12 protein-coding genes are annotated in these 12,795 nt (G+C 46.2%); 3 read left to right on the top strand and 9 right to left on the bottom strand.

The features are described from left to right. Positions 1-89 precede the first annotated feature (89 nt). Together ACTNCK_RS04910 and ACTNCK_RS04905 are read right to left on the bottom strand one after the other, a co-directional pair. Positions 90-1,061, bottom strand: a complete 972-nt coding sequence (locus tag ACTNCK_RS04910; RefSeq protein ID WP_441081313.1) for a methyl-accepting chemotaxis protein — start codon at positions 1,059-1,061, stop codon at positions 90-92. 14 nt (positions 1,062-1,075) lie between these two features. Beyond that, positions 1,076-2,179: an FIST N-terminal domain-containing protein gene (locus ACTNCK_RS04905; RefSeq protein ID WP_441081312.1), complete on the bottom strand. Its 1,104-nt coding sequence runs from the start codon at positions 2,177-2,179 to the stop codon at positions 1,076-1,078. Between the two features lie 171 nt (positions 2,180-2,350). On the opposite strand from ACTNCK_RS04905, the gene ACTNCK_RS04900 reads away from it, so the two are divergent. After that, positions 2,351-3,712, top strand: coding sequence for an MATE family efflux transporter (locus ACTNCK_RS04900; protein ID WP_441081311.1), 1,362 nt, complete (start codon positions 2,351-2,353; stop codon positions 3,710-3,712). 369 nt (positions 3,713-4,081) lie between these two features. On the opposite strand, the gene ACTNCK_RS04895 is transcribed toward ACTNCK_RS04900, so the two are convergent. The 3 genes from ACTNCK_RS04895 to ACTNCK_RS04885 form a co-directional block, all read right to left on the bottom strand. Then, on the bottom strand, positions 4,082-5,140 hold the full coding sequence (locus ACTNCK_RS04895) for a type IV pilus twitching motility protein PilT (RefSeq protein WP_441081310.1): 1,059 nt from the start codon (positions 5,138-5,140) through the stop codon (positions 4,082-4,084). Positions 5,141-5,167: 27 nt separating this feature from the next. Next, positions 5,168-6,898: a GspE/PulE family protein gene (locus ACTNCK_RS04890; protein WP_441081308.1), complete on the bottom strand. Its 1,731-nt coding sequence runs from the start codon at positions 6,896-6,898 to the stop codon at positions 5,168-5,170. A gap of 81 nt (positions 6,899-6,979) precedes the next feature. Next, positions 6,980-7,972, bottom strand: a complete 993-nt coding sequence (locus ACTNCK_RS04885; RefSeq protein WP_441081306.1) for a serine O-acetyltransferase — start codon at positions 7,970-7,972, stop codon at positions 6,980-6,982. Positions 7,973-8,227: 255 nt separating this feature from the next. Between ACTNCK_RS04885 and ACTNCK_RS04880 the strand changes: the two genes are divergently transcribed. Together ACTNCK_RS04880 and ACTNCK_RS04875 are read left to right on the top strand one after the other, a co-directional pair. Then, positions 8,228-9,124, top strand: coding sequence for a LysR family transcriptional regulator (locus ACTNCK_RS04880; protein WP_441081305.1), 897 nt, complete (start codon positions 8,228-8,230; stop codon positions 9,122-9,124). A 5-nt stretch (positions 9,125-9,129) separates the two neighbouring features. Next, positions 9,130-9,789, top strand: a complete 660-nt coding sequence (locus ACTNCK_RS04875; RefSeq protein WP_441081304.1) for an HAD family hydrolase — start codon at positions 9,130-9,132, stop codon at positions 9,787-9,789. Here the strand turns inward: ACTNCK_RS04875 and ACTNCK_RS04870 are convergent. The 4 genes from ACTNCK_RS04870 to ACTNCK_RS04855 all read right to left on the bottom strand — a co-directional run bounded on the left by ACTNCK_RS04870 (position 9,775) and on the right by ACTNCK_RS04855 (position 12,750). Further along, positions 9,775-10,707 carry a nucleotidyltransferase gene (locus ACTNCK_RS04870; RefSeq protein ID WP_441081302.1) on the bottom strand — a complete coding sequence of 311 codons (933 nt, stop codon included), beginning with the start codon at positions 10,705-10,707 and terminating at the stop codon, positions 9,775-9,777. The two genes, ACTNCK_RS04875 and ACTNCK_RS04870, sit on opposite strands and share 15 nt — an antisense overlap. A gap of 11 nt (positions 10,708-10,718) precedes the next feature. Continuing rightward, positions 10,719-11,243, bottom strand: a complete 525-nt coding sequence (locus ACTNCK_RS04865) for an adenine phosphoribosyltransferase (RefSeq protein WP_441081300.1) — start codon at positions 11,241-11,243, stop codon at positions 10,719-10,721. Positions 11,244-11,408: 165 nt separating this feature from the next. Beyond that, positions 11,409-12,293, bottom strand: coding sequence for a substrate-binding domain-containing protein (locus ACTNCK_RS04860; RefSeq protein ID WP_441081298.1), 885 nt, complete (start codon positions 12,291-12,293; stop codon positions 11,409-11,411). After that, a complete protein-coding gene (locus ACTNCK_RS04855; RefSeq protein ID WP_441081297.1) occupies positions 12,259-12,750 on the bottom strand; it encodes a MarR family winged helix-turn-helix transcriptional regulator in 492 nt (163 codons plus the stop codon). The genes ACTNCK_RS04860 and ACTNCK_RS04855 overlap by 35 nt, the downstream gene beginning before the upstream one ends. Positions 12,751-12,795: the final 45 nt, after the last annotated feature.

The following is a 12,795-nucleotide window of genomic DNA, read 5'->3' as shown; positions in this document are numbered from 1 at the left end:
CCGTCCGATAAATAAACAGAAACAGCAGTGGTATAAATCCCACTGCTGTCATCTGGTCTGTTATGCTGTGGCGGTCACCATCTGCGGGTCTACTGCCTCTGGACTCTGTCCTCTACTCTCTTCACGAGCTCAGGGAACTGCTGAAGGATATTGGTCATATCCTCGAAGATAAGGCTCTTCTTTGTGATATTCGTAGAAAGAGTATCGATATGATCAGCCACTGTCTGGTAGTAAGGCTTGGAATCCTCCATAGTAGACTGAAGAGTGTTCATATCATCTGAGCACTTGTCTATAACGCCTACCATGTTAGTATTGCCCTCCTCGATCTCTCCTGCTACGGACTTGATCGAGTCTACGACCTCCTCTGTCTCATTTATATGAGTCATGGAATCCTGGATAGCGGTTCTGGTGTCATTTATAGAGCTCATCAGACGATTGTTGTTCTGGTTCAGCTTCTCCATTGACTCTCCTATCGATGCGACAAGAGTCTTGATATTGCTTGAAAGCTCATTTACCTGATCTGCTACGACTGCAAATCCTCTTCCGCTCTCTCCTGCCCTGGCTGCCTCGATCGATGCATTAAGTGCTAAGAGATTGGTCTGGTTTGCTATGCCGTTTATTGCATTTACCTTGTCAAGGATCTCATCAAAGCTTGACTGGAACTCCTTGAATACCTCCTCTACTGTGGAAATAGTATCATTCACAGATGATGATGAGGTACGGACATTGTTCATATTGCGATGGGTATCATCAGCTGTCGAGAGCATCTTCTTGATGATCTGCTCAAAGTTCTCTGTAACTGAGGTGACCTCCTTGAAGCGCTCATTGAACTGCTCCATAGACTCAGTAACCTCATCCGAACGCTTCTCTACCATCTCGAATGAGTCCCTTATCTCATTCAGTGAATTGGTGGTATCGAGCTCCTCCTGCTGAAGCTTTTCCTTCTGCTCAAGGATATATTTCCCGCTGTCAAGCACCGGCTGCATTTCCTTTGAGATATCTATCTTCTCAACTGCCTGTACAGGCGCCTGATCTAGATCCTTTTTTTTCTTTCCGAACATAACCATTTCCTCCGTTATTCAAAAACTGCCATGACCATTGTCTGATTTACATGCTGTGTGTTGTACTGCTCTCCGCCTCCGACATATCCCGCTGATACTAAAGCACCCTGCTTAAGCCCACGCAGGTATTCACTCATGTATCCCTGCTGTGAGAAAAGAGTATACCGGTAAATGCAGTTCAGTGAGAGTACAAGAGACGGCGATGGTATCTGCCTTCTGGTCTCATCAAATGTATCCTGATTTATCTTCTTGTAATCAAGAAGCTTAAGAAAACGGATGCGGTCATTCAGATTGATCCTCTTATAGCAGGCCATTGAACCATCGCTTCCAATCTCCTTCATAGAAGCTATGAACACATCATCCTCTATCACCCTTCCAAGTGGAGAATTCAGTACATTTCCTATTATATTCGACCTCGCGACACCGGTCTCATCACTGTAAACCTCCGCAGCCGGTCTGTTGTCAAGCTCTATCAGTCTCTTCTGCGTAAGATCGACCCTTGTGGCCACATGTGTTACTGCATCCTGATCTGCTCCATAAATCGTCTCCTTTGCAGTATAGACACGGCCTGTCGTGTTCTTTATCAGGATAAATGAGCAGGCGTTCGTATAAACCCTGCCATTTACTGATACCTTGGGTTCTGACCCTTCCGGTGTTCCGTAAACTGTTCCTCCGAGTAATGGCAGCTGTGTATGATCCAGCTGCATATGGATAGTAGAAACCAGTACCTCCTCATCATTGGTACAGAACTCAAAGATAACCGAATCTGATCCCGATGGCCTGAGCTCCTTTACTGCCGTATCCAGATGTATCACATCCGAAAGTGGCACTGTGGCCAGATGCTTAATAACTCCGGCCCTTACCTCACAGCCATCCATAAGCGCTGTAACTGTAAGGCCCTTGTTCTCATCCACCGTATCATCATGATACCAGATACCTGAGGTCCCTATGATCTCTGTATCCGGATATGCCATCTTAAGACTCTCTGTAACCTGTTCGATCCAGGAATAATTACAGTAAAAAATGATGCCCTTCGGAACTCCTGCAAGTTTCTCTCTGATCTCATCCACTGCAAGAGCAGCGGACGCCGCATAGCTTGAAGCCAGCTGACTCTTCATCCGTGTTTCCCTCCTTATTGAAAAGATTCACATAAGACTATTGTATTTTTTTGCGCTCCTCTTGTCAACCGATTTTAACGAAAAGGATTCTCCTAAAGACAGCTGTTCTTGCATATCCCTGATCTTAGTCTTATAATAAGGCCGTAGTCCAGACATCCGGAAATAAATATTATGAATGATAAAAACAAAAGAGCCGTGGACATGCTCCATGGACCGATCTTTCGCAAATTACTCTACATCACTATTCCGATCTTTCTGATGAGCACTCTGCAGCAGCTTTTCAATGCCTCTGACACAGCCATAGTCGGCCATTTTTCATCGGCAGAGGCTATGGCAGCCGTCGGCAGCAATGCTCCAGTGATCAATATGATAGTCACATTTTTCACCGGTCTTTCTGTAGGCAGCAATGTAATGCTGTCACATTTCATAGGGAAAAATGAAGAGAACAGGGTAAATGACGCGCTCCATACCAGCTTTATGGTCGCTCTTATAAGCGGCTTCATAATGCTTTTCCTCGGACAGGTGATAGCTGTTCCCATTCTCCAGCTACTCCATACGCCCTCGCATGTGCTCCCCATGGCCCAGGCCTACCTCCGTATATATTTCCTTGGCATGCCCTTTCTGATGGTCTACGATTTCGGATCGGCAGTGCTAAGGTCTATAGGAGACACCAGAAGACCACTCTACTATCTGCTTACCGCGGGGCTCATCAATGTATGGCTAAATCTCTTCTTTGTAGTCGTGCTTAAAAGAAATGCGGACGGAGTTGCTATAGCCACAACTATCTCAAACGGCGTGAGCGCAGCTCTTATACTTCGCGCACTAATTAAAGAGAATGGAATGCTGCACCTTGACCTTCGAAGGCTCTCACTCAAATGGAATTATGTACGCAGGATCCTCTGGATAGGCGCTCCTGCCGGCCTTCAAGGTATGATCTTTTCTATCTCAAACGTCGTGATCCAGGCCGCCATAAATCTTTTCGGTTCGAAATGCATTGCAGGCAATTCTGCTGCTCTTAATCTGGAATACATATGTTACTTTACGGTATATGCATTCTGCCAGGCTTTAATGACCTTTGTGAGCCAGAACTATGCTGCCGGAACATATGAGAGATGCCGAAGGACTACCCGTATAGCCTTCATTTCTGCTATAGGCTTTACTGCCGTAATAAGCCTTGGCTTTTTCCTTTTGAGGCATCCGCTCCTCATACTCTTCACACACGACAGCAGGGTCATCCACTATGCCATGATCAGGATGCTATTTATCGCTCTCTTTGAACCCATGACCGCTCTGTATGAGGTACCGGGGGCTTCTCTCCGCGGGATCGGCCGGTCTATCATACCTACAATTATCACAATGCTTGGCTGTTGTCTGCTCCGCATCATCTATATGCATGCCATGATCAAAAGCTTCACAGCTTTTTACCAGGTGGTCATTATCTATCCTATCAGCTGGGCAGTCACAGGAGCTGCAATGATCATCTTCTACTTTATCGTGATAAAAAGAGCATATCGCGCCAGGAGATCATTATAACATAAACGTAGGATATCAAGAGGTTGTGAGGTGTGAGGTGTGAGGTGTGAGGTGTGAGGTGCGAGGTGCGAGAATATAGGGTTACTGTTGACCACTCACATTTGATCAGTATGCGTAAACGGGTTTAAATGATTTTTCCTGTCCACTTCCTTGTCCAAAACATAATACTATTTCAGCTCACAGCAACCTGATTCTTCTGCTTGCCTATGGTTTTAATATCAAATGGAATTATAGTAGCTGCAGGCCTGATTATCGTATTAACGCTTGCTGTCCTAAGCAGAAAGCACAAGACTGCATAAGGATCATATAAGCTTCAACCAAAAAGACGTGGCATATGCCACGTCTTTTCATTTGCTCTCTTTTCAGATATCACAGGATCCTTGACTCCTGAGCTACCTTATCCTTTGCGAATCGGATCGCTGTATCTCTTGTGATCTGACCGTTATTATAAAGCTGCTGAAGGGCCTCATCCATAGTGATCATACCCTGTGCACGGGATGTCTGCATGGTAGAGGTGATCTGATAGGTCTTACCCTCACGGATGTAGTTCCTAATAGCATTGTTTCCGAGCATTACCTCGAATACACCGACACGGCCCTTTCCCTCTATCCTTGGAAGGAGCTGCTCTGCGACTACGCACTCAAGTATGTCGGCAAGCTGGGTCCTGATCTGCTGCTGCTGATGAGGCGGGAAGACATCGATGATTCGGTTTACGGTATCAACGGCGCTTACAGTATGCAGTGTCGAGAAGACCAGATGTCCGGTCTCGGCTGCGGTACATGCAAGGGCTATAGTATCAAGGTCACGCATCTCTCCTACGAGGATAACGTCCGGGTCCTCACGGAGGGCTCCACGAAGGGCTGCTGCATATGAATGGGTATCGGTTCCTATCTCACGCTGATGTACGATACATTTCTTGTGCCTGTGAAGATACTCGACAGGGTCCTCGAAGGTGATGATATGATAAGGATACTTGGAATTGATATAATCGATAAGTGATGCAAGAGACGTCGACTTACCTGAACCTGTAGGACCTGTAAAAAGGATCAGTCCTCTTCTCTTGTCACAGCACTTTACAACTGAATCAGGGATTCCCAGATCATATGGCTTTGGGATCGAAGGATTTAAGAGTCGGCCCGCTACAGCGTAGGTACCTCTCTGTCTGTATACATTGATACGCAGACGAGCCACACCCGGAATCGAGTAAGGCATATCGAGTTCTCCCACTTCCTTTAGTTCCTTGGCCTGCTCTCCTGTCAGAAGCTTGTTTAGGATATCAAGCATCTCCCTTGGGCCATACTTTTCCTCGCCAAGAGGAGTTATGCGTCCATCTACACGAAGACATGGTGCCTGACCTACTCCGATATGGATATCGGATGCATTGACATCCTTTGCTTTTTCTACCAGTTCATCAAATTCAGTGATCATTTCTTATTCCCTTTCTCCTTAACTGAATCATACATCATCACTCTCTATTGTTGCCACCTTGAGCATCTCATCTATTGATGTGACGCCCTGCAGGACATAGGCCTCCGCATTGTCTCTTAAGGTCCTAAGTCCCTCCTTTTTTGCTTCCTCCTCCAGCTCATCGGTTCCTAAGCCCTTGCTTACTATCCTCTTCAGCTTGGAGGTCATCTCCATCACCTCATAGATACCGATTCGACCGTAATAGCCGGTATTATTGCACTTCGGGCATCCACCCGGATGAGGCACACAGATCTTAGGAGGTCTGGACGGATCCTTGTGTAAAAGCTTGGCCTCCGTTTCCGTTGCCTGTCTGACCTCCTTGCAGTTCGGACAGAGTCTTCGTACCAGACGCTGGGCAATGATACCAGTCACAGAATCCGCTATCAGATAAGGCTCTATTCCCATATCCTCAAGTCTCGTCACCGTTGCAGCCGAGCTGTTGGTATGGATGGTGCTGACAACCAGATGTCCGGTGATAGAAGCCTGTACGGCTATCTGTGCTGTCTCTGAGTCTCTTATCTCTCCCACCATTATGATATCCGGATCCTGACGCAGGAAAGAACGCAGCGCTGAGGCAAAGGTAAGCCCTGCCTTTGCATTGACCTGTACCTGGTTAATACCTGCTACATTGGCCTCGACAGGATCCTCTACTGTAAGAATATTTACCTCGGGAGTATTAAGCTCTGAAAGAGCCGTATACAATGTCGTCGACTTACCTGATCCTGTAGGTCCTGTAACCAGAATTATGCCGTTAGGATGCTTTAGTATCCTGTTGAACTTCTCCATCTCATACGGCTGGATACCAAGCTCAGACTTGGCCCTGGTCAGAGCATTGGCTCTTGTGAGTCGCATAACGGTCTTCTCTCCGTATACAGTAGGAAGTACCTCGACTCGGATATCATACTCGATATCATCAACAATAGCTGTCATTCGTCCTGACTGAGGCCTGCGCTTCTCTGCTATGTCAAGTCCTGAGACGATCTTTATCCTTGTGGCAAGGGCCGGGAGAATACTGATATCATAGGTCATCTTCTCGACCAGGACACCATCGATACGGAATCTGATACGGACCTGCCTTTCAAGCGCATCTATATGGATATCAGATGCTCTCGAACGTACCGCCTGCTCGACTATGGACCTTAAGAGCTGTACTATAGGAGCATTAGCAAGCTCTCTTTCCGCTCCTTTGGCAGCATCCTCCTCAGCACGGATCCTCTCCTTGTGCTGCTGGGTGAATTTCTGAGCTGCACTCATGGCCTCCTCAGAACCATAGTATCTGTCGAGGATAGCCTGGATATCCTGCTGGGTCGCTATGACAGGCTCGATCCTGCAGCCTGTTACGATCTCTATATCCTCTACCGCCTCGATATCGAGCGGATCTGCCATGGCAAGAAATATAGCCTGTGGATCCTCCGGATCATATCCGAGAGGAAGTACTGAATGCTTACGAAGGACCTTTCCTGAGACAAGCTTTTGCATGTCATCAGACAAGGCAAATCCATTCAGATCGACTATCTGATAGCCCAGCTGGCTCGCAAGAGCCTTTGCAATGGCCTTGTCATCAACAAATCCAAGCTCCTTCAGACAATCTCCAAGTCGCTTTGCTCTACCCTCCTGTCTCTCCTTCTTTGAGTGATCAAGCGCTGCTTTAAGCTGATCCTCAGTGATCACCCCGGCTTTTAGCAGCAAATCGCCGATCTTTAATCTCTGTCTTGGCATGTATTTATTTCCCTTTTCTTATAGCCCGAATATAAATATTCGATAAAATTATAGACGTTTTTGTCCTGTCTTGCAACCATTTTATATAACATAGAACCAGGCTTCCGACTGATCCAGATCATTTTTCTCAATGATCATTCCATTCCTGTCCTTAAGGACCAGCTCCTGATTCTTGATGGTTACTCTCGTTCCCGCCGGAACTGACTTTGTGATAAATGCATTGGAGCCTATCACAGAACCCTTCCCGATTATGGTCTGACCGCCAAGAATAGAGGCTCCTGAATATATGGTCACATTATCCTCTATGGTAGGATGTCTCTTGACACCATGAAGTGCCTGTCCTGCCGCCGTTGATAGCGCTCCTATCGTCACTCCCTGGTATACCTTTACATGGTCGCCTATTATAGTCGTTGATCCGACAACGACACCTGTCCCGTGATCAAGGCAGAAATATTTTCCTATCCTTGCTCCCGGATGAATATCAATACCTGTGACTGAATGGGCATACTCTGTCATCATTCTTGGGATCAGAGGTACATTCAGCTGAAAAAGAGCATGGGCAAGCCTGTTTATCGTCGTGGCACGAAGTCCCGGATATGAAAGTATTATATCATCAAAGCTTGATGCTGCCGGATCCCCCTGAAAGGTCGCCTCCAGATCCGTCTGTACATACTCCCTTATCTCAGGGATCCTGTTACAGAATGTAAGTGCCAGACAATAGGCCTGGTCCTTGAACTTGGCCTCCTCTGAGGATGAAAGCGTGTCATCTTCTCCATTTTCCTGTCTGCTGCAGATTTCATCATAGCAGAGGACTATCTCTATCTGCTTGCTCAGGTTATACAGGACATCCTCAATAAGTACAGTTAGGTTGCCTGCAAGATTATAGCTCTTATATACCTGATCTCTGTAATATCCCGGGAATACAAGCCTTATAAGCTTATTTGTGATCTGCTTTATCTTCTCGACATCCGGCTGATTGAACAGGGCCATCTTGTCAATGGCCCTTCCTCTCCCATAATCTGAGAGGATCTTATTTACTAGTTTATTTACTTCTTCATTCTCTAATTCGCTCATCAGTTTGCCTTCCAGTAAAAATCTTTTAATTAAATTATAAAGCTTTTTGTGCAATTTTACAATTGATTTAAGCTGAATTGCAAAAATATCCACAAAAAAGACCCGCCTGATCGCGGGTCTGGTTGGAAAAAGAAAAAAGATTACTTAACATTGACTGTTCTTTAGTATTGTACTAGAATATGGTCAGTTAGTAAAGTTCTTTGTTTTCATTTATCGAATGAAAAAGATTCACTAATAGAAAAAGGAAAAAGATCAATGACGCTACTTTCTTTTGAAATATTTCAGACTATCCTTGAACAGGGGTCATTCGCAAAGGCTGCGCAGATACTGCATCTCACGCCTTCTGCCATAAGCCATTCCATCTCCTCCATGGAGGAGGAGATAGGCTTTCCTCTCTTTATCCGAGGAAAAAACGGAGTAAGACTTTCAAGTGCCGGCGAACAGGTGAACCCCTATATCCAGAAGATCGTTTCGGCTGAGGATGCCCTGAATCAGGCTGTTGCCCAGATGAAGGGGCTAGGCGCCGGAAAGGTAAGCATAGGCTGCATCAACTCAGTATGCCTGGCCTGGATACCTGACATTATCCGAAGCTTTGGTGAGGAGCATCCTCAGATCACAGTTGAGATATATCAGGGCTCCTACAGCGATGTCGTGGAATGGGTAAGAAACGGAACCATAGATCTGGGTATAGTCTCAGAGGCTGCATCTGACTCACTTCCATTCACCGAGCTTACAGAGGATGATCTGGTGGCCGTAGTTCCCAGGGGCTATATGCCCAAGTCTACAAAGATGATCACTCCTGAGGATCTCAAGGATCAGCCATTCGTGATCCAGCAGGACAGCTGTGATATCGACATTATAAAGTATCTCGATGAGTATCATCTTCAGGTCAGAGCCAACTGCCATATACTTGACGATCAGTCAGCCATTGCCATGGTAGAGGCCAGGACTGGTCTTCTGCTCATGCCCCGTCTTGGTCTTATTAACCCGCCTAAGGATGTGGAGATCTACCCTCTCTATCCGAGACACTACAGGAAGCTGGGGATCATCACCTTATCTGACGATTTCATGTCTCCAGCTGCCACAGAGATGGCCTCTCATATCAGAAACTTTGTCGCAGAATATATGAAAAAAGATGAGAAGAAACGGTAATCACTATGAATAATAAATGGAAGGCCATCCTCTTTGATATGGATGGTACTATCACAGATACAGAGCGTATCTACAATAAATACTGGAACTCATGCTCTAAGGAACTTGGAATGACTGATTTCACCTATCAGGATTCTCTGGATCTGCGTTCCTTAAATCACGAGGATTCCAAAGCCCTGATGCAGAAACGTCACGGCTCCTCAGTCGATTATGATCTCCTGCACAGGACCGTCGCCGACAGGGTAAGCCTTTATTTACAGGATCACCCAGTACCACTTAAGCCAGATATAAACGAGGTCCTTTCTGCCTGCCACGAGAATGGGCTTATGGCTGTCGTAGTAACTGCTACAAATCTTAAATCTGCAAGAGAGAGACTTTCTAAGGCTGGCCTCCTGTCATCCTTCGATCAGGTGATAAGCGCTCATGAGGCAAAGCATGGTAAGCCCCACCCTGATCCTTATCTTCTGGCTGCGGAGCGCATCGGGCTCTCTCCTGCCGACTGCCTTGCTGTAGAGGATTCACCTAATGGCTGTATGTCTGCGATCGCTGCCGGGATGGATACCTGCATGGTACCTGATCTGACTTATCCTTCCGATCAGCTGAAAAAAAGACTGTACGCAGTAGCGCACAGCCTGTCTGATATTATTCCCCTAATCGAGGTCTGAATAGAGCTCCTGTCTATAGATGCCCTTTTCTGTCATATGAGCAAAGGCTTTCCTGACCGGCTCTACATCTTCCCTGAATGTAAGTCCATACCACTGGTCATCTGATCGTAAGACCCTGACCCTTATCTTCCTGTGTTTAAGCAGATCTGAAACAAATACAGGAATAAGGAACTCATCACTCATAGGGTCCCCTGTTTTCTTTTCCAGAAGTCTTATCAGGAATTTCCTGAAGCCGTCCTCAAGAAGAGGCACAAATTCCCTTGTAAATCCCCACATATTCATAGAGACCAGAGAATCTGGCGACAGGGCTCCGCTGTCAGAAAGAATCCTGTCCCCATCCCTGTGCACACCTGTGATCTCATCTATGGAGCTCAGATAGCCGTCTCTGGTCTCCTTGCAGACTCCTCTTGTGACACTTCCATTGTCACTTAAGGTATTGCCAAGGCAGAATCCTGCCATACAGTATTCATTACGATCATTTGAGTTCCTAAGGAAATCAGCAACCTTCTGAAATGCTTCCTTGCCATAATAATCGTCTGCATTTATCACTGCAAATGGATTATCGAGAAGACTTGCCCCGGAAAGGACTGCCTTCCCTGTACCCCAGGGCTTCACCCTGCCCTCAGGAGGCCTGAAGCCGTCCGGAAGGGCAGAAAGCGACTGCTTGACATAATATACATGTACATTCTTATGGCCAGCTATATTCTCGATCCTTCTGCCGATTATCTCCATGAAATCATCCTCTATATCGTTTCTGATAACAAAGATGATATCATTGAATCCGGCCTCGATCGCATCATGGACAGAGTAGTCCATGATTATACTTCCATCTGCTCCCACAGCCTCCAGCTGCTTTATCCCTGCTCCGTAACGGGAACCTATTCCCGCCGCCATTATTACCAGAGAAATCCTCTTCAAATTATCTTCTCCTATTTTCCTGGGTAAGTGATCACCGCATCGATATCATAATCTTTCAGGCGCTTTCTTCCCTCAAGACCCGCAAGCTCCATAAGGAAGATCATCTTTACCACCTTGCCGCCAAGCTTCTCTACAAGCTTAGCTGCTGCTTCGATAGTACCGCCTGTAGCGATCAGATCATCTACTAATACCACTTTCTGTCCCGGAGCTATAGAGTCCTTATGCATCTCTATCGTGGCCGTGCCATATTCGAGATCATAAGTCTGCTCTACTGTCTCTGCCGGTAACTTGCCCTTCTTCCTGATCAGAACGAAGGGCTTATGAAGATTGTACGCAATCGGTGTACCGAAAATGAATCCTCTCGATTCTGTTCCTGCTATAACGTCAAAATCAAGTCCCTCAAGGAAATGCTGCATCTCGTCTATCGCAAGCTCAAAGCCATCCGGATCCTTAAGGACTGTTGTAATGTCGCGGAACATGATTCCCTTCTCCGGGAAATCAGGGATAGTACGTACGTAATCTTCAACCTTCTTCATTGTAAAATCTCCTTCAGAAATGATCACTTATCTATAGTGACCCTCTACCTTATGCCCGTTCATATCCTCCTGTTTCCATCAGAAAAACATATAGACTAATGAAAGTACTATGCTTTTATTTTATTTATCTGCAAGGATCATGTCAACACTTAACAGAAGATATTCCTACAGATAAAGGCATTCTGCTGTCTTTATAGAAAGCTCGGAGAGGTTTATCTCCTTTTTCGGATCCTCGTTTGAATAGATCTTATTGGTCAAAATCCTAAGTGCCAGTGCTCCCTGATGCTTCGGATTCTGATATACGGCGCAATCTATAAGTCCCTTTCTCATAAACTCCCTTGTGGCCTTGAACACATCAAAGGTCACGACATGAAAGGACAGCCTGGTCGTCATCTGCCATATTCCCTTGCAGCCGCCATATACTCCGCCCGTCGTCGCAAAGAAAAAAGCGGAGATACCCGGATGATCCGACTGGATCTTCTGGACCAGCTCATAGGCCTTGTAATCCTCGTCCCGGCACTCACCTATGCACTCTACTGTAAGGGCCTTATCATTTTCAGCCAGATAATCCATGAAGCCTTTTATCCTGAGCTCATGTCCCTTTATCCTGTGAAAGCCGGTGACAATGCCGACCTCTGTCTTAGGCTCACATAGAAGGCACATCTGCGCTGCTGCAGCCCTCCCTGCCTTATATGGATCTGTCCCGACATAGGCTATCCTGCCTGAATCCGCTATATCGGTATGGACTGTTACGACAGGAATCCCATTAACAGACAGTGCCTTTAGTCTTTCAGCAACCTTCTCGTCGTCTATAGGTGAAATGATAAGTCCCTTCAGGGGCTTCTTCATCATCTCGTCAATCATACTGATCTGAGCGGCTGCATTCATTGGTGAAAATCCGATAACAAGCTCCGGCTCCGCCTTTACAGACGGCAGCACCGCCTTGATCCCTTCTATTACCGAGTCAAAGAAATCTGCCTTCTCATCTCCGTAGAACAGAACTCCTATCCTGTCCCTAGTCTTTAGACCTGCGTCCTTCTGCTGTGCCATTTTTAGTTTTCCCTTCTCCTGAATACACATTCTTGCCCATAAGTTCTTTATCGATTATGCCTAGCATATCAACGAGCCTGTTATAATCCTCATCGGAAAAACGTTCCCTTATCCTTTCCGACAGATCCCTTATATAGGTCTCATTAGCCCTGACATACTGCAAATACCTCTTTTTGGGCACAAGGAAAAACTTTCTCCTGTCCTCCTTGTCCTGACTTTTCATCAGAAAGCCCTTCTTCATAAGCCCCGCAACCCTGTAGGCAGCATTTGGAGGCGAGATATTCAAAGCCCTTGCAAACTCAGCTACTGTCGGGCTTCCAAGCGATGTGATCGTCTCCATGCTGACCCTTTCTACGGATGTCAGAGTATCAAAAGCTGCGCAGGCAGCATTTTCCGCCTGAGAAAGGCCCAGACGAATCTTATAATATATATCATGTATTTCTTCCTGCAATTCCATCAGCATCAGACTCCTCTGAACAAACTAAATCATTAAAATTATTTT

It is taken from the genome of Candidatus Weimeria sp. HCP3S3_B5, assembly GCF_052064335.1.
Taxonomy (GTDB): Bacteria; Bacillota; Clostridia; order Lachnospirales; family Lachnospiraceae; genus Weimeria.
Note: the sequence above shows the minus strand (reverse complement) of the source record. Positions and strands in the feature narration are given on the sequence as shown.